General features: G+C 74.3%; 13 protein-coding genes. 3 read left to right on the top strand and 10 right to left on the bottom strand.

Annotated elements, in window-relative coordinates; all coding sequences use genetic code 11:
* Positions 1 to 99 precede the first annotated feature (99 nt).
* The 10 genes from ACZ6NC_RS28730 to ACZ6NC_RS28685 form a co-directional block, all read right to left on the bottom strand.
* On the bottom strand, positions 100 to 504 hold the full coding sequence (locus ACZ6NC_RS28730) for a globin (RefSeq protein WP_465736663.1): 405 nt from the start codon (positions 502 to 504) through the stop codon (positions 100 to 102).
* A gap of 91 nt (positions 505 to 595) precedes the next feature.
* Complete coding sequence (locus tag ACZ6NC_RS28725) at positions 596 to 1,786, bottom strand: ABC transporter permease (RefSeq protein ID WP_465736662.1); 1,191 nt, start codon at positions 1,784 to 1,786, stop codon at positions 596 to 598.
* Entirely contained in the window at positions 1,783 to 2,700 is a 918-nt protein-coding gene (locus ACZ6NC_RS28720) for an ABC transporter ATP-binding protein (RefSeq protein WP_465736661.1), read from the bottom strand. The genes ACZ6NC_RS28725 and ACZ6NC_RS28720 overlap by 4 nt, the downstream gene beginning before the upstream one ends.
* 147 nt (positions 2,701 to 2,847) lie before the next feature.
* Complete coding sequence (locus ACZ6NC_RS28715) at positions 2,848 to 4,134, bottom strand: FHA domain-containing protein (protein WP_465736660.1); 1,287 nt, start codon at positions 4,132 to 4,134, stop codon at positions 2,848 to 2,850.
* 72 nt (positions 4,135 to 4,206) lie between these two features.
* Positions 4,207 to 5,562 carry a vWA domain-containing protein gene (locus tag ACZ6NC_RS28710; protein WP_465736659.1) on the bottom strand — a complete coding sequence of 452 codons (1,356 nt, stop codon included), beginning with the start codon at positions 5,560 to 5,562 and terminating at the stop codon, positions 4,207 to 4,209.
* 123 nt (positions 5,563 to 5,685) lie between these two features.
* Positions 5,686 to 7,017, bottom strand: coding sequence for a PP2C family protein-serine/threonine phosphatase (locus ACZ6NC_RS28705; protein WP_465736658.1), 1,332 nt, complete (start codon positions 7,015 to 7,017; stop codon positions 5,686 to 5,688).
* Between the two features lie 3 nt (positions 7,018 to 7,020).
* Positions 7,021 to 9,576: a serine/threonine-protein kinase gene (locus ACZ6NC_RS28700; protein WP_465736657.1), complete on the bottom strand. Its 2,556-nt coding sequence runs from the start codon at positions 9,574 to 9,576 to the stop codon at positions 7,021 to 7,023.
* Between the two features lie 5 nt (positions 9,577 to 9,581).
* Positions 9,582 to 10,955 (bottom strand): hypothetical protein, encoded by a 1,374-nt coding sequence (locus tag ACZ6NC_RS28695; protein WP_465736656.1) that lies wholly within the window; start codon positions 10,953 to 10,955, stop codon positions 9,582 to 9,584.
* A 225-nt stretch (positions 10,956 to 11,180) separates the two neighbouring features.
* A complete protein-coding gene (locus ACZ6NC_RS28690; protein WP_465736655.1) occupies positions 11,181 to 12,125 on the bottom strand; it encodes a glutamate ABC transporter substrate-binding protein in 945 nt (314 codons plus the stop codon).
* A 16-nt stretch (positions 12,126 to 12,141) separates the two neighbouring features.
* Positions 12,142 to 13,527: a hypothetical protein gene (locus ACZ6NC_RS28685; protein ID WP_465736654.1), complete on the bottom strand. Its 1,386-nt coding sequence runs from the start codon at positions 13,525 to 13,527 to the stop codon at positions 12,142 to 12,144.
* 327 nt (positions 13,528 to 13,854) lie between these two features.
* Here ACZ6NC_RS28685 and ACZ6NC_RS28680 point away from each other — a divergent pair, with 327 nt between their 5' ends.
* The 3 genes from ACZ6NC_RS28680 to ACZ6NC_RS28670 all read left to right on the top strand — a co-directional run bounded on the left by ACZ6NC_RS28680 (position 13,855) and on the right by ACZ6NC_RS28670 (position 16,518).
* Positions 13,855 to 14,430 carry a nucleosidase gene (locus ACZ6NC_RS28680; RefSeq protein WP_465736653.1) on the top strand — a complete coding sequence of 192 codons (576 nt, stop codon included), beginning with the start codon at positions 13,855 to 13,857 and terminating at the stop codon, positions 14,428 to 14,430.
* Between the two features lie 39 nt (positions 14,431 to 14,469).
* On the top strand, positions 14,470 to 14,988 hold the full coding sequence (locus ACZ6NC_RS28675; RefSeq protein ID WP_465736652.1) for a DinB family protein: 519 nt from the start codon (positions 14,470 to 14,472) through the stop codon (positions 14,986 to 14,988).
* 105 nt (positions 14,989 to 15,093) lie between these two features.
* Positions 15,094 to 16,518 (top strand): trypsin-like serine peptidase, encoded by a 1,425-nt coding sequence (locus ACZ6NC_RS28670; RefSeq protein WP_465736651.1) that lies wholly within the window; start codon positions 15,094 to 15,096, stop codon positions 16,516 to 16,518.
* Positions 16,519 to 16,640 lie beyond the last annotated feature (122 nt).

Here is a 16,640-nt window from a genome sequence, read left to right as displayed (position 1 = left end):
CTCCGCAGGCACACGCCGTCGCTCCGGAGGCGAGGTCCCGTTGCCGCCGGGCGGGCGGCGGGCGGCGGGCGGGGCTCCGGCGAAGGCCCTGGGGCGCGCTCAGCCCTCGGTGTTGACCATCGAGGCGGCGGCGTAGGTGAGGTAGTCCCAGAGCTGCCGCTCGGCGTCGGCCGGCAGCGCCAGCTCGTCCACCGCCGCGCGCATGTGCTTCAGCCAGGCGTCGTGCGCCGCGCGGTCCACCTTGAACGGCACGTGCCGCATCCGCAGCCGCGGGTGGCCGCGCTGCTCGCTGTAGGTGCGCGGGCCGCCCCAGTACTGCATCAGGAAGAGCGTGAGGCGCTCCTCGGCGGGGCCGAGGTCCTCCTCCGGGTACATCGGCCGCAGCAGCTCGTCCTCGGCGACACCCTGGTAGAACCGGTGCACCAGCCGACGGAAGGTCGGCTCGCCGCCGACCTGTTCGAAGAAGCTCTCCTCGCTGAGCGTGCCACGCCGGATCTCTTTCACCCGACCATGGTCGCAGACGCCGCCGGGGCCGTACACCGGGACCTGAGGACCAGGGCTCCCGGTGTACGACCCCGCGGGGACCGCTGTGCGGCTACGCGTCCTCCCAGCGGAAGAACCGCCAGGCGATCGCGGTGATGACGGCGGCGAACGCCAGCAGCCCGCCCATGGCCGGCAGGGCGTCCATCACGCCGCCGCCCTTGGAGAGCACGGACTGGGCGGCGGTGACCAGGTGCTTCAGCGGCAGCGCGTTGGAGATCGCCTTCAGCCAGGACGGCATGTCGTCGGTGGGGAAGAACGAACCCGACAGGAACGACATCGGCAGCACGATGATCTGCGAGATGCCGTTGGCCGCCTCCTCGGTCTTGGCGATGGCCCCGGCCAGCAGGCCGATCGACATGAAGGCGATGGTCGCGCAGACCACCAGCGGGACGATCAGCCACCAGTTGCCGGTGAGCTTGAGCCCGAAGTACGGCGTGGTGGCGATCACCAGGAAGATGGCGGTCTGGGCCAGCGCCGTCAGCACCGAGACGGCGATCCGGGAGGCCACGATCGACCCGGCGCTCACCGGGGCCAGCCGCAGCCGCCGCAGCACCTTCTTCTGCCGCCAGGACACCAGGGTCAGCGAGGCGCTGAACACGGCGCCGGTGGCCACCGCCCAGCCGAGCAGGCCGGGGGTGAGGAACTGGATCGGCTTGAGCGACTCGTCCTCGACCCGGGTCGCATCCAGCACGAAGGCGGGCGGCTTGCCGGTGGCGGCCTGGTTGGCCTGCTGGACGACCGAGTTGACGATGCCCTGGACGGTGCCGGCGCGGACCTGGTCGGCGGCGCTGAAGCGCAGCTCGATCCTGCCGTCCGGGCCCTGCTTGATCAGCGCGTCCAGGTCGCCCTTGCGGACCTTCTCCAGCGACGCGGCCTCGTCGTCGCTCCTGCTGATGGTCAGGACCTTCTCCAGCTCGGCCCGGCCGTCACCCTGCACCGAGTCCAGCAGCTGGACGGCGCCGACCTGCTCCACCTTGGCGTGCGGGCTGCCGGCGCCCTTGAGCAGCGTGCCGAACAGCAGCAGGAACATCAGCGGGAAGAGGAGCACGAAGAAGACGGCGGCCTTGTCCCGGAAGAAGGCGACCAGCATGACCCGGGAGAGGCTCACGAAGGCGCTCACCCGCTCGCGCTCCGGCTGCCCGTTGGGCGCGGCGGGGGTCCCGGGCTTCCGCTGGGCGGGGACGGCGGCGGCCCCGGTGCTGCCGGCCTGGGTTGGGTCGGCCTGGGTGGGGTCGGCGGTCATGCGCGGTACTCCCGTCCGGTGAGCTGGAGGAAGACGTCCTCCAGGGTGGCTCCGCGCACTTCGAGGCCGCGCAGGGCGTTCTGCTCGGCCAGCACGGAGAGCACCGGGGCGGGGAGGCGGGTGGAGACGGTGAGCGAGACGCCGTCGTCGTCGACCGTCTCGACCTCGGCACCGGTGGCGGCCAGCAGTTCGCGGGCCCGCTCGGCGGTCAGCAGGCCGGACTCGACGCTGATCCGAACGGTGTCGTCGATCTCGCGCACCAGCGTGGCCGGGGCGCCGGTCCGCAGGATCTTCCCGTGGTCCATCACCGAGACGCGGTCGCAGAGCACCTCGGCCTCGTCCAGGTAGTGGGTGGTCAGGACGACCGTGCGGCCCTCGGCGTTGATGGTCCGCAGGAGGTCCCAGAGGTTGCGGCGGGCCTGCGGGTCGAGGCCGGTGGTGGGCTCGTCCAGGAAGACCAGCTCCGGCTCGTGGACCAGCGCGCAGGCGATCGAGAGGCGCTGGGCCTGGCCGCCGGACATCTTGTCGGTCATCACCCCGGCCGACTCGGTCAGGCCGACCCGCTCCAGCATCGCGTCGGCCCGCTTGGGGCCGACGCCGTAGAAGGAGCCGAAGGTGCGGATCGTCTCCCGCGCCGTCAGCTTGTTGAAGAAGGCCGAGGCCTGGAACTGCACACCGATCCTCGGCAGCAGTTTCGGATTGCGCGGCCAGGGCGCCAGGCCCAGCAGCTCGATCCGGCCCTCGTCGGGCTTGCGGATCCCTTCCAGGATCTCCAGTGTGGTGGTCTTCCCGGCGCCGTTCGGCCCCAGGATCCCGTAGAACTCGCCGGCCTCGACGGTGAGTGACACCCCGTCGACGGCTTGTACGTCCCCGTACCGCTGACGGATTCCGTCGGCGGATATAGCTGCAGTCATGGGGCCTGAGACTACGGGTACCGGACGGCGTTGGGGAGGGATCTGAGCGCGATTTGAAGATCATTCACGGGATCGCGGAACCGGGCCGGTCCGAACGGGAGCTGACGCCCGTTCGGCCCGGCCCGGCCGCCGTCGTTCCGGCCGGACTCAGGCCCGGTGCAGGGTGATGGTGGTCCACGCCCCGATGTGGATCCGGTCGCCGTCGTTCAGCGGGATCGCGGTGTGCGGGGTGATCGACTCGCCACCGCCGTTCACCGTGGTGCCGTTGGTGGAGTCCTGATCGACCAGCACCCAGCTTCCGTCGGCCTGTTCGGCCAGCAGCGCGTGCTGGTGCGAGGCGCCCGGGTCCTCCGGCGGGACGGAGAGGTCGATCTCCGGCACGGTGCCGCGGTGCTGGCTGCGCCGGCCGATCCGCAGCTGGCCGCGGCCGGTCAGCGGGATGCGCCGCTCGGGGCAGTACGGCGGGAAGAACAGGCCCGCCGCCTCCGGGCCGCTGCGGGCCATCATGTCGGTGAAGTAGTCGCGGTCGGCCGCGACCACGGCGATCCAGTTGGACCGGACCGGCTCCGGCTGCTGGGCGGCCTGGCCCGGCTGGCCGGGCTGGGGCTGCTGGTGCGCCTGCGGGGGCTGCTGCTGGGCCTGCGGGGGCACCGGCGGGGCCAGGTTGAACGAGGTGCCGAACTCCCCGCCGCGGCCGGTCGGGCCCGGCTGGGCGTAGACCGGGCCGGAGTCCTCGCGCGGCGCCGGCTCCTGGTACGCGGGCTCAGCCGGGTACGCGGGCTCCTGGTACGCCGGCTCGGCCGGGTACGCGGGCTCCTGGTAGGGCGTCTCCTGGTACGGCGAGCCGGCCGCGGGCGGGTAGCCGTAACCGGACGGCGCACCGGTCTGCTGGTGCTGCGGCTGCGGCTGCGGCTGCTGGCCCTGCTGGTGCTGCGGCGGGGCCGGCGGGAACGGCTGCTCCGGCGGCTGCGGGCCGCCGTACGCCGCCGGGATGTTGAGCGGGGCGGGCGCGTGGGCGGGCCCGGGCACCGGCGCACCGGCGGCCGGGGGCTGGCGGCGCGAGGGCGTGGAGAGGTCGTAGTCGTACCCGCACTCCTCGCAGAACCGCCCGGTCTGCGGGCTGCGGCAGATCGGGCAGATCACCAGGCCCTCGGTCAGGTCCGGGAAGCCCTGGCCGGCCGGCGGCGCACCCGGCGACGGCACGGCCCCGGGCGGGACCGCACCAGGCACCGGCCCGCCGAACGGCGCCCCGCCGTGCGGGCCGTGCCCGGGCTGGCCGGGGTGGCCGCCGTGCGGGCCGTGCCCGGGAGCCCCGGGCGTGCCCGGGAGCGTGCCGGGCGGCGGCGGGACGGGCGGCGGCGGTGTCATCGGGAAGCCGCAGAAGTCGCACCAGTCCTCGGCCTGCGACTCATGCCCCCTTGGGCAGATCGGCATCAGGTCCCCCTCAATTCCAGCCAGCTGGGGCAGCGTCCGACCGGGCCCCGGCCCGGTCGGCTTCTTCAGCGGTCACTTCTTCACACGGACGGTCTTGGTCGACCGGGTCTCGAGGGTCATCGAGTCGGCCTCGCTCACGTTCTTACGGAACCGAACCGTACCCTCCTTCGGGTCGACGACGTCGACCACCTTCTGCAGCAGCTTGAACGTGCCCTCGTTGCCGGTCGCGTGGGCGATCCGGACGGCGGCGCCGAGCTTGGCGGTCGCGCGGTCGACGTCCCCGGCCCGGTGCGCCTCCAGGCCCTCCTGGATGGACGAGGCCAGCTCGGCCTGCCCGGTGTAGTGGGCGACCTGCGGGCTGATCCGGGTGGACGAGGCCAGGTCGTCGGTCCAGACGGCCTTGACCAGGCCCTGGGAGAGCACCTCGGGGGTGCTGCCGCTCTGCGGCGGCAGGACGAGGCTGATCCGGGCGGCCAGCATCTCGTTGCCGACGGCGGCGGCGGGGACCTCCACGCAGACGTGGTAGTCGCGGCTCTCGTCGCCCCAGGAGCCGGTGGGGTAGTCGCCGGCCCGTGGGCCGGCCTCGGTGCGGCGGCCGGTGAGGTCCTCGACCGCGGGGGCGACCTGCTTGACGAACTTCACCACCGCGTTGGCGGGCGTCCAGATCCGCAGCGCGACGTCGGCGACCTGCTTGCCCATCGCGCCCTCCATCATGGCGCGGAAGTCCTCGGCGAGGCCGGACGGTTCGGCGACGATGTCGACGGTGCCGAGCAGCGCGGAGGAGATCTTCCGCAGCTCGTCCACCCGCCAGTCGGTGCCGACACCGCGGCAGTCGGCGGTGAAGTGGCCGGAGGCCCGCTCGATGGCGCGGTCCAGGTCGGCCGCGTTCTCGTGCTCGTTGTTGCCGTCGGTGAGCAGGATGGCGTGCCGGATGGCGATGTCGCGGCGGGTCAGGAAGAGCTTGTCCGCCTTGGCGAGCCAGGTGCCCATGGCGGTGCCGCCGGCCGCGGTGAGGCGGCGCAGCGCCTCCTTGGCCTGGGCCCGGGTGGCGTCCGAGGCGATGGCGAGGGTGCCCTCGCCGGGGTAGATGTCCTTGGCCTCGTGGGTGCCGGCGACGACCGCGAAGGCGACGCCGTCGCGGACGGTGTCGATGGCGGCGGCGGTGGCCTCCCGGGCGCCGCGCATCTTGCTGGCGGGGTAGTCCATCGAGCCGGAGCAGTCCACCATGATCACCACGGCGGCGGACGGGGCGCCCGCGCCCAGCGGGCTCGCGTCGGACACCCCGAGCGGGCGGCCGCCGGAGGTGCCGCCGCCGGTCGAGGTGACGGTGACGATGGCGTTCACCTCGCGGGCGCCGTCGGCGAGGAACGCGTTCTGGAAGATCTCCACGTCGAACCTGGGCAGGTTCGGCTTAGCCAGTGTTGCCATGGGCCGGTGGCTCCCGTCGGGTGGTCGGTTGGTGCGTACGGTCGGTGGGGTGGGCGCGGGCGGGTCGGGGGCGTGTCGTGTGGACCAGGCGGCGTGGCTCCGCTCTGATCCGCACGGCACCCCCTAGCCCACCGGCGGGTGCGGCGGCTGCGGGGGCACGGCGGGAGGCGCGGGCGGGGCCGGCGGCAGCGGGGCCGCGGGCGAGCCGATCACCGGCAGGTCCGGCAGCGTCGGGTCGTGGTCCTCGTCGTCGCCCGTCCCGCTGCCGGCCGGCCGGATCACCGGCAGGTCCAGCGCGGTGGCGGTGCGGGCGTCCTCGTCCGCCGCGTCCTCCGCCCGCCCGGCGCCGGCCAGCCCGGTCGGCGGGTCGATCGGCAGGACGGCGACGGTGATGTTGTCGTGCCCGCCGGCCGCGACCGCGAACTTCACCAGGGTCTGGGCGGCCGCGAGCGGCTCGGTCCGGGCGTCCTGGCGGACGTAGTAGGCGAGGTCGGTGGCGGCCTCGGCGTAGTTCCAGAGGCCGTCGGTGCAGATCAGCAGCACGCCGGGGACGTGCGGGGTGAAGTCCAGGGTGTGCGGGATGACCTCCTCGGCGTCCGCGCCGAGCCAGCCCGTGATGGCGTGGGCGCGCGGGTCCGCGTAGGCCTCGGCCTCGCTCATCAGGCCGGCCTCGACCATCCGGGCGGCCCAGGAGTCGTCCTGGGTGAGCCGGAACGGTTCGGCGGCGACCCGGTCGTCCGGGATCCAGTACGCCCGGGTGTCGCCGACCCAGCCGATGGTGACCCGGCCGCCCGCGGCGATCGCGCTGACGAAGGTGCAGGCGGGCGCGTTGACGTCGGGCCGGTGCGGCGAGGCGCCGTCCTCGGCGAGGGCGGCGACGGCGGCGGCCGCGTCGGCGACGGCCTGACGCATCGCCGCGTTGGGCTCGCGGCCGGCCTCCAGCGCGGTGAGTAGCGACTCTGAGGCAGCGTCGACGGCGGTCTCGGAGGCCTCGTCGGGCCGCTCGGAGGAGGAGACCCCGTCGCAGACCACAGCCACCACGACCGGCTCGCCGCCGGGCAGCGAGGAGGCGGCGACGGTGAAGGAGTCCTCGTTGCGGTGGTGGCGCACACCGCGGTCGCTGACCCCGGCGACGCCGGCCAGCGACCGCTCCATGTGGTCGCGCGGGCGCGGCTGGGCGCCCCCGCAGGCCTCGCAGTAGCCGTCGGCGGCGACCTGCGGCAGGCCGCAGTGGACGCAGCCGGGCCCGCCCTGGGCCGGAACGGCCGGGGTGGCGGGCGCGTTCGGCATCGTCGGCGGGTGCTCCGCGCCGGCGGCGCCCCGGGCGGCGGACCAGCTCGCGGGCATCGCGCCCGGGGCCGGCCGGCCGTCCCGGCCCGCCCCGCAGGAGCCGCAATAGACGTCCTCCGGGTCCAGCGGCTCGGAACAGCTCTGGCACACGGTCTGCTGCGGCATTGGTTACACCCACGTCCTGGGGCGGGCACGGTTGGCCCGCTCCACCATCTCGATCCTGGTCTCGGCCCGGTCGGCCAACCGGGCGAGTACCCGGTAGGACTGCTCCAGCGCGAACCGCAGTTCCCGTTCGACGGCAGGCCGTCCCAGCACGGTGACCTCGCCGGTCGTCCGGCCGAGGCCGGTCTCGCCGGCCGAGCCGGCCGTGACCCAGCCGAGGGCGGTGCTGAGCACCTCGACGGAGAGCTCCTCGCGGCGGCGGTCGTCCAGGCGCAGCGCGGTCAGCTGCTCGGAGCCGGCGCCGAGGTCGGCGCCGAGCGGGTCGGTGGCGGGCCGTTCGCGCAGCCTGGCCCGGACGGCCGCGATCCGGGCGGCGGTGAACTGGCTGGAGGTGGCCGGGACGGACTCCAGCGCGGTGACCGCGCCCGCCCGGTCGCCGTCGGCGAGGCGGACCCGGGCCAGCCCGAAGGCGGCGCTCAGGTAGGCGTGGTCGGTGCTCCACACCAGCCGGTAGAACTCGGCCGCGTCGCCGCCGTCGCCGAGGAGTTCGGCGCAGATGGCGAGGGCCAGCTTCGGGGCGCTCTCGCCGGGGAACGCGTCGTAGACGGCGTCGAAGGCCTCGGCGGCGGCGCGCAGCGCCCTCTCGCCGGGCGTCCCGTCATCGGAGGCCGCGCCGGCGGTGGCGCCGGCCAGGGCGGTCAGGCCGCGGTACCAGACCACCCGCCAGTCGTCCGGGTGGTTCCGCTCCAGCGAGGCCAGCGCCTGTTCGGCGGTGGTGTGGTGGCCGAGTTCGAGGTGGGCGCGCAGCTCGCGCAACCGGCGCTCGACGGAGTCGGCGGGCGCGCCGGCCAGGGCGGTGAGCGCCTCCGCCGGGTCGGCGGCGAGCAGGGTGGCGAGGAAGCCGGCGTTGGGGTCGGCCGGGTCGACCCGGGGGACGGGCAGTGCGAGCGCGGCGGCGGCCGGGTCCAGCGCGGTGACCCGCAGCTCGCCGGGCCGGACGGTCGGTTGCACGAGCTCGGTGTCGACCACCCGCAGCTCGGGGCCGAACAGGGTGGAGAGCGAGGGCCGCGGCCGGCCGTCCTGGAGCGCCAGGATCTCCCGCAGCACGCCGGTGAGCTGGTCGGCCATCTCCTCGGCGGAGGCGAACCGGCGGGCCGGGTCGTGGTCGGTCGCGCGGACCAGGAAGCGGTAGTACGACTCGTACGCGGCGAAGACCGGGACGGACTCGGGGCCGGGCAGCGAGTCGCGGTAGGTGGTGCTGTAGCCCTGGAAGTCGAAGGTGAGGACGGCCAGGGTGCGGGCGACGGTGTAGAGGTCGGAGGCGGGGGAGGGGCCGTCGGTGGCGATCTCGGGCGCCTGGTAGCCGATGGTGCCGTAGATCGGGCCGTCGTCGTCGAGGCGGCGGACGGCACCCATGTCGATGATCTTGAGCGCGTCGCCGCTCTGGATCACGTTGTCGATCTTGAAGTCGCAGTAGATCAGGCCCCGGCCGTGCAGGTAGCCGAGGGCGGGCAGCGCCTCCAGCGCGTACGCGATCGCCTGCTCCACCGGCAGCGGCTCGCGCCGCCCGTCCGGCGTGCGGCGCTCGTTGGCGATGTCCTTGAGCGACTTGCCGCCGACGTACTCCATCACGATGTAACCGTCGGTGGAGCCGGTGCGCAGGTCCGGGTGCTCGGCGAAGTTGATGATGCGGACGATGTTCGGGTGGTCCACCTCGGCCAGGAACCGCCGCTCGGCGACGGCCACCGCGAGCGCGTCCTCGTCCCCGGTGTCCAGCAGGCCCTTCAGGACCACCCACTTGTCGTTGACCCGCCGGTCCACCGCCAGGTAGATCCAGCCGAGCCCGCCGTGCGCGAGGCAGCCGACCACCTCGTACTGCCCGCCGACCAGATCCCCCCGGCGCAGCTTGGGCGTGAACGAGTACGGCGTGCCGCACTTGGTGCAGAAGCCGTCCGGGCGGCCCGGCACGCCGTTCTTCTCCCGGCCCACCGGGGCCTCGCACTTGGAGCAGAACCGCTTGCGCTCCGGCACCTCCGGGTTGGCCAGCACCGCCTGCGCCGGGTCGGCCGACGGGACGGTCGGCACCGTCACCAGGCCGGCGCCGAGCCGGTGGCGGGTGCCCGCGCTGACGCTGCCGCGGCTGCTGCGCGCCGAGACCGAACGGCCGCTGCCGGTCCGGGTGGAGCGGTGCGAGCGGGAGCGGCCGGACATCGAGCGGGCCGAGCCCGTCCGGGTGGAGCGCACGGAGTCCGGCGAGACCCGGGCGGAGGGGACGTGCGGCTGGGTGAGCCCGGTGTCACCGCCGGGGACGGTCAGACCGCACTCGTCGCAGTAGCCGTCCTCGTCGATGGTGCCGGTGCAGTCGCGCGGGCAGGGCGAGCCGGGGCCCGCCGAGGCGGCCGGAGCCGCCGCGCCGGTGGCCGGCCCCGTCCCGGCCCCGGTCGCGGGACCGGTCTTGACGGACACCGTGCCCGCCGGTGCGAGCCCGCACTCGGTGCAGTAGCCGTCCGCGTCGATCGTCCCGTCGCCGGTGCAGTCCGGCCGTACGCACGCCTCGCCCATGAACCTCAGCCCCCCAGTCCCTGTCCCTGTGCCTGTCCGTCGACCGGCCCACCGCCGGCCTGCCTGCCGCCGGGCGGCTCGGCCTGGGGGGCCGGCCGCAGCGACTGCTGGAACCGGCCCACGGCCGCGGCCGCCGCCCGCAGGTCGCACGGCGCGCTCCAGAGCAGCCAGCGCGCCTTCTCGTACCGCTCGATCACTTCCGGGTCCTCGGCGACCCGCAGCCGGGCCGCCATCGCCTTGTACGCGTCCAGCCGCCCGCGCAGCTCGGCCCGGACGGCCAGCGGCTGGGTCACCTCGGTGAGCGACTGCCGGGCCCGGGCCAGCTCCTTGGCGGCCGCGTCCTCCAGCGCGTCCAGCAGCGGCGCCAGCCGGTGCCACTGACCGCCCTGGCGCAACTCCAGGGCCAGCACGATCCGTTCACGCAGCGCGGAGGCCGGCCCGGGCACCGCGGGGACCTCGGTGGCGGCTATCTTCGCCAGCACCTCGCCGCGCGCCCGGCGGGCCTCGGCCAGTGTGGCGTCCGCCCGTTGCAGCAGGTCGCCGACGCCCTGCAACCGCTCCTCGGCGTCGTCGCGCAGCCGCAGCAGGTCCTCCAGCTCGACCCGGACGCCGTCCAGCGCCCGCCCGGCCCGGTCGAACCGCTCGGTGTCCACCACCCCGGAGGGTGTGGCCAGCGCGGTGCCGTCCGGGCGGGTGCCGCGCTGGGCGGGCACCCGGGCCGGCCGCCAGAGCGCCAGCGGGTCGCTGCGCACCTCGGTCCGCAGCTCCGTCAGATCGGACTCCAGCCCGACCAGGTCGTCGCCGAGCGGGTGGCTGCCGGCGTGCACGCCCAGCGAGCCGGCCAGCGTCTGCACCCGGCGCAGCTCGGCCAGCAGCAGGTCGATCCGGGCGGGCAGCGCCGACCAGACGGCGTCGGCGGCGCTGACCACCTCCAGCACGGTGGCGTACCAGGAGTTCATCCGGGTCATCAGCTCGTCCAGGCTGACCCGCTCGACCAGCTTGGCGGGTGCGCCGAGCAGTTGGGGGCCGTCCGGGACCGCGCCGCCGGGCACGGTGACCGCCTCGCCGGTCAGCAGCTCGCTCAGCTCGGCGAGTTCGGCCGAGCCGGGCTTGGCCTTGCGGGCGCGGACCGCGCGGGCCGAGGCCAGCGCCTCCGAGTAGCGGTCGAACAGGGCCCAGAGCAGCGGCAGGCCCTGCCCGGCGACGGACCAGCGCTCCTGGGTGCGGCCGGCCAGCCCGGCGCCGTCGAGCAGCCGCAGGCCCGGGTGGTCCTGGAGCGAGAGCAGTGCCGACTCGACCGCGTCGCGCTCGGCGCCGAGGCGCGCCAGCGCGCGGTCCACCTCCTCCCGGCTCAGTGCCGGGCCGGCCGAAGCTGCCAACGCCGTCTCTCCTTCGCTGTCCTGGTCGTCTCTGTCCTGGTCTTCGCCGTGCTGTCCTGCGTTGCTCCGGTCGGTGTTGCTCCGGCCCGTGCTTCCCCTGCCCGTGTGGCCCGGCCTGTGCGGTGGACCGGACGGCCCGCCCCGACCCTAGCCTGCGATCTTGTGTCCGGACCGGGCCCGGTCGTCAAGAGGCCGTCAGGGCCCGGCCGGTGCGTCTCACGCGGGTCAGCGCTGGGCCGGCCAGTAGTGGTCGGCGTCGTTCAGCATGTACGGCTTGAGCCAGCGGTCGTACCCCGCCCGCCAGGCGCCGCCCGTGTGGTAGTCGGCGAGCACCTGGTTCACCCGGGCCGTCAGGTCGGTGCTGTTCTTGAGCATCGCGATGCCCATCACCGCGGGCCGGACCTCGCCGTCCACCACCCGGACGGTCTGGTCCTGGGCGGCCTGGCTGGCCGCGAGACCGTCGTCGGTCATGGTCGCGTCGACCTTGCCGAGCTGCATCAGCACCAGGCAGTCGAGGTGGTTCTCCACCGAGACGATCTTCCCGACCTTCGGACGGGCCTTCAGCTCGTCCTCCGCCGAGGAGCTCGACGCCGCGCAGACGGTCTTGCCGTCCACCGCCTCGTCGATGCTCTTCGCCGGGGACGCCTTGGGCACCACGACGCGCTGGCTGGTCTTGAAGTACGGCTTGGAGAAGGCGACCTGCTGCAGCCGGTCACAGGTGATCGTCATGGTCCTGACGATCAGGTCGACCCGGCCTTCCTGGATGAAGCTGATCCGCTCGGCGGTGGGTACGGCCTTGAGCGTCACCTTGTCCGGGTCGCCCATGATCGCCGTGCCGATGGCCCTGGCGAGGTCGATGTCGAAGCCCTCGATCTGGCCGGTGTTGGGGTTGCGGGAGCCCCAGCGGTAGCTGTTCTGGTCGACGCCGATCACCAGGCTCCGCTTGGCCTTGATCGCCTTCACCGCCGGGCCGTCCTCGCTGCTCGGCGGCACGCTCTGGTAGGTGTCGCAGTCGCTCGCCTGCTCCTGCTGCGGCGCCAGCGCCGGCCGGAGCGTGGCGGCGGCCGGCAGCACCGCGCCCTGGGGGCTGCCCGCGCCGAGCGCCGCCGCGCAGGACGCCAGCAGCGCGACCGCCGCCACCGCCCGGGCCCGTACCGTTCCCTTGCCCATCGTGTCCGTCCCCCTTCTACCGGTACTCGGCCAGTCGCCGGCCGAGGCCGCGGACCGCCGCGGCGGCCGCCACCAGGGCCAGCACCGCGACCGCGGCGGCGGCGGTGCGCAGATCCCCGTCGGTGCCCTCGGCCGCCCGCTTGAACTGCTTCAGCTCGGTGTCGGCGGCCTGCGCCAGCCGTTGGTCGGCGGCGTTGAACGAGGCGTCGGCGGTCTTCGGCACGTCCGCCTCCTTGACCGTCACCGTGGCGTCCAGCGCCCCCTGGTAGTCGGCGTCGATGTTCTCCAGCTTGCTCGCCGCGACGTGCCGGTCGCGCCACTGCTGGTACTGCTGCTGTGCGTCGGCGATGGCGGCCCGGGCGTCCGCCGGGGCGAGCCGCAGGGCGTCCGGCAGGGTGCCGGTCTGCGCGCCCGCGGCGCCGTCCGAGCCGGTCATGTGCTCGGTGGTCTTCGTCCAGAGCTCGGAGTACTTGGTGGAGGAGCCGCGGGCGACGAAGTGCAGGTTCTCCGCGAGCCGGGCCGTCAGCACGTCGACCCGGGCCGCGTTCAGGGCACGCAGCGGGGCCGCGCCGTTGCGCTCGCTGTCGCGCAGCGCGGAGTCGGCGCCCGTCCCGGCGACCGTCAGCCAGAGCACCCCGGCCAGCACGGCCGCGGTCGCGCCCAGCAGCCCGATGTTGAACACCCGGTTGGTCCGGCGCAGGAGCACCACCTGCACCGAGACCAGCGCCGCGAGCGCCAGCACGCCCAGCCCGTACGCGGCCCACGGCACCGCCCGGGCCTCGCGGTAGTCGGCCGCGAGCTCCTCGTTCTCGGCGGCGCTGAGCTGCGCGGCGGCCGGCAGCAGCACCGTGCGCATCTGGTCGGAGGCGTACCGCAGGTAGGCGCCGCCGAGCGGGAAGCCCTGCCGGTTGTCGGCGCGGGCGCTCTCCACCAGGCCGGCGTAGACCGGCACCTGCTGGTTGAGGGTGGCGAGCCAGCCCTGGGCGGGGGAGGAGGCGGTGGTGCGCGCGGCAGCCTCGGCGATCAGCCGGGAGGCCGTCGCGAGGTCCTGCTCGTAGCGGTCCCGGACGGCCTTCGGCTCGGCACCCGCCAGCAGGAAGCCGGTGGCCGCCGTCGTGTCCGCGTCGGCCAGCGAGCGGTGGATGTCGGCGGCCGCCTGGCTCAGCGGCTGGCGCTGCGAAACCACCCGTTCCGCGGCCTGCGCCCGGGAGTTGACCTGCCAGGCGGTGAGCGCGCCGAACGCGACGGTGACCACCACCAGCAGCGCCCCGGCCAGCCGCAGCCGGCCCGGTGCCGTCCGGGTGGCCCGGCCGAGCCTGGCCATCGGGCCGCGGCCCGCGGCCGATCCGCCCGGCCCCGGCGCCACCGTGCCCGGCCCCTCCGTACGTACTGGTGTCGCCACCTGCCCCACCCTCCCCTGTGGCCCGGCCCGTCGTCCGGGCCCGGCCGTTGCCTGCAGTATGGCCGTCGCTCCCCGCGGCCACACCCGACTTGCGCCGATCTTGAGCATCTCCGAGTGCCGTCCGAAGGGCACTCTCCGCCGGCACTCTCCCCGAGCGCCGGTTCGAAGCACTGTCGCCGAACACTGCCGGGCCCCCGGATGCGGGGCGGGCGGCGATCGGGTCGACGCGGGATGCACCCTATGCGGTTCCCCGGACAGCCGGAGGGTAGGGGTCCGGTTGTGTGTGTGATCGGTGGTCGGACGGGTGCTCGTCCGTACCATGGCGGTATGCGTCTGATGGGAACGATCTCCGCCGACCGCCCGCTCGTCGTCGTCGCCGTCCGGGAGGAGGCCGCCCACCTCGGCGACCGGCTGCCGGTGCTGCTCACCGGAATAGGGAAGGTCAACGCGGCCGCCGCGCTCGCCACCGTGCTGGCCCAGGGTGAGCACCCCTCCGAAGTCCTCAACCTTGGCACCGCCGGCGCGCTGCGGCCCGGCTGGGAGGGCACCCACGCGGTCACCCAGGTGATCCAGCACGACCTGGACAGCCCGGCCCTGTTCGAGCTCACCGGCCGCACCTACGGCGCCCCGCTGGTGGTCGGCAAGGGTGACGGCCCGATCCTGGCCACCGGCGACCTCTTCGTCTCCTCCTCCGCCGCCCGCGACCGGCTGGCCGAGCACGCCGACCTGGTCGACATGGAGGGCTACGCGCTCGCAGCCGTCGCCCACCGGGCCGGGGTGCCCGTCCGGCTGGTCAAGCACGTCAGCGACGAGGCCGGCGACGGCGCCGGGCACACCTGGCGGGAGTCGGTCGACGATTGCTCCCGCCACCTCGCGGAGTGGCTCCACGGGCAAGGTTGGTGACGCTTCGTCAGTCATGGGGTTGTGGCTAGGCTGGCGGGCGTGACCGAGAACACCGTCGCGCGCAAGCGCTCCGACTCCCGCCCGCCCGGCCTCAACGCCGACGAGCCGACCACCCTGCTCACCTTCCTCGACTACCTGCGCGAGGCCGTCATCGGCAAGACCGGCGGCCTCTCCGACGAGGACGCCCGCCGCCCCGGCGTCGCCTCCGGCACCAGCCTGCTCTGGCTGGTCCGGCACCTCACGGCGGTCGAACTCAACTGGTTCCTCTGGGCCTACCGCGGCGACGACGTCGAGCCCTGGGACGACGACGCGCCCTCGCCCGGCGACGAGACGGTGGCCGGGTCGGTCGCCGCTTACCGGGAGGCGATCGCCCGGGCCAACGAGGTCATCACGGCCGCGGCCGGTGACCTGGACCGCCCGGGCGTCCGCTCGCTGCGGCCCAACGCCGAAGCGCCGTCGATGCGTTGGCTGCTGGTGCACATGATCGAGGAGACCGGCCGGCACGCCGGCCATGCCGACATCATCCGTGAGCAGCTGGACGGCGCGGTCGGGCGGTAGCGGGGGCGGTGCACCCGTTCCTGACGGGCAGTGGAATACTCCCCCGCGCACCACGGCGCGGCTCTGACGGCGCCGTGCGTTTTCACACAGGGGGAACAAGAGTTCATGTCATCGCCACGTATAACCATGCGGCGTGCCCGGGCCGCCGCCGGCGCGTCCGCGCTCACGCTGGCCCTGCTCGCCACCACGTCGGCGTGCGGTCCGGACAACAGTTCGGCGGACGCGGGCGCGGCGGTCAGCGCCGCGGCCGCCGCGCTGCCGACCAATCTCGAAGACTTGAAGAAGTGGAAGTTCGAGGACTGGGAGAAGTGGGCGAAGGACTACGCCCTCCCGGCCGCCGTCGACGGGTACTGGACCCTCGACAGGCTCCTCCACGCCAAGCCGGACGACCTCGCGCCGCCCGCCGCGCCGCCCGCTCCGCAGGCGCCGGCCTCCCAGGCGCCGGCCACCTCGGCGCCGGCCACCCAGGCACCGGCCTCCAAGCCGCCGGCCACCTCGGCACCCGCCTCCAAGCCGCCGGCCGGTCAGCCGTCGCAGCCCGCGCCGAAGCCGTCGAACACGCAGCAGCCGGCCTCCCAGGCGCCCGCGCCGCCGGCGACCCAGGCGCCCGCGCCGCCGGCGACCCAGGCCCCCGCGCCTCCTGCCAGCCAGCCACCTGCACCGCCGGCGACCCAGGCCCCCGCGCAGCCCACGGGCCAGGCGCCGCAGCAGCCCGGTGACAACGGCAACGACCCGGAGCCGAAGACCGTCAACGCGCAGCCGGTTCCGCACCCGTACACCAAGAGCTTCGCGGCGTACGGAAAGATCATGTTCGCCGAGCCGGGGACGAAGGAGTTCAACCGCGTCTGCTCCGGCACCGTGGTGGCCGACCCGGCGAACCCGGGCAAGAGCAACCTGGTCTGGACCGCCGGCCACTGCGTCCACCAGGGCAAGGGCGGTTCGCCCTGGTCCAACGTCACCTTCATCCCCGCCTTCAACAGCAACGGCTCCGGCAGCGGCGGCAAGGCGGCCGACATGTCGCAGCTCGCCCCGTTCGGCACCTGGACGGCGACGCAGTACGTCACCTCCCCGGTGTGGAAGGCGGAGGGTGGCCAGACCGGCTCCGCGGCGACGCAGTACGACTTCGCGATCGTCAAGGTCAAGGCGAACAAGGACACCGGCAAGTCGCTGGAGGAGACGGTCGGCGGCGCGCTGCCCGTCTGGTTCAACGCCCCGCGTGACCAGCTGAGCATCACCGAGTACGGTTACCCGGCCGCGCCTCCGTACGACGGCAACGAGCTGCACCGCTGCGACAGCGGCAAGCCGAGCCGCATGTCCTGGGACGCCACCCGGCCGCCGATGCTCGCCATCGGCTGCACCATGACCGGCGGCTCCAGCGGTGGCGGCTGGGTGACCACCAAGGACGGCAAGCCCGTCCTGGTCAGCAACGTCTCCATCGGCCAGCACGACCACGAGCCCAAGTTCCAGGCCGGTCCGTACCTGGACGACGTGGCCGCCGGCGCCTACGACTTCCTGTCGAAGAAGGGCTGAGCCCCCGCCGGCTGACGAGGACCGGGCATACACAGGCGACGGGGGGGGGGGGGGCTGTGTTTTTTCTTGGTTCTTTCTCTCCCCCCCTCCCGAAAGAAGCCAAGCCCGAAACCGCTCCCCCC

This window comes from Kitasatospora sp. NPDC041988 (assembly GCF_055588525.1).
Note: the sequence above shows the minus strand (reverse complement) of the source record. Positions and strands in the feature narration are given on the sequence as shown.

What these genes read in the sequence shown, in the direction of transcription:
- ACZ6NC_RS28715 (WP_465736660.1), bottom strand. Translation starts at nt 4,134, where the DNA reads ATGCCGATCTGCCCAAGGGGGCATGAGTCGCAGGCCGAGGACTGGTGC.
- ACZ6NC_RS28710 (WP_465736659.1), bottom strand. Translation starts at nt 5,562, where the DNA reads ATGGCAACACTGGCTAAGCCGAACCTGCCCAGGTTCGACGTGGAGATC.
- ACZ6NC_RS28690 (WP_465736655.1), bottom strand. Translation starts at nt 12,125, where the DNA reads ATGGGCAAGGGAACGGTACGGGCCCGGGCGGTGGCGGCGGTCGCGCTG.
- ACZ6NC_RS28670 (WP_465736651.1), top strand. Translation starts at nt 15,094, where the DNA reads ATGTCATCGCCACGTATAACCATGCGGCGTGCCCGGGCCGCCGCCGGC.
- ACZ6NC_RS28720 (WP_465736661.1), bottom strand. Translation starts at nt 2,700, where the DNA reads ATGACTGCAGCTATATCCGCCGACGGAATCCGTCAGCGGTACGGGGAC.
- ACZ6NC_RS28725 (WP_465736662.1), bottom strand. Translation starts at nt 1,786, where the DNA reads ATGACCGCCGACCCCACCCAGGCCGACCCAACCCAGGCCGGCAGCACC.
- ACZ6NC_RS28680 (WP_465736653.1), top strand. Translation starts at nt 13,855, where the DNA reads ATGCGTCTGATGGGAACGATCTCCGCCGACCGCCCGCTCGTCGTCGTC.
- ACZ6NC_RS28705 (WP_465736658.1), bottom strand. Translation starts at nt 7,017, where the DNA reads ATGCCGCAGCAGACCGTGTGCCAGAGCTGTTCCGAGCCGCTGGACCCG.
- ACZ6NC_RS28700 (WP_465736657.1), bottom strand. Translation starts at nt 9,576, where the DNA reads ATGGGCGAGGCGTGCGTACGGCCGGACTGCACCGGCGACGGGACGATC.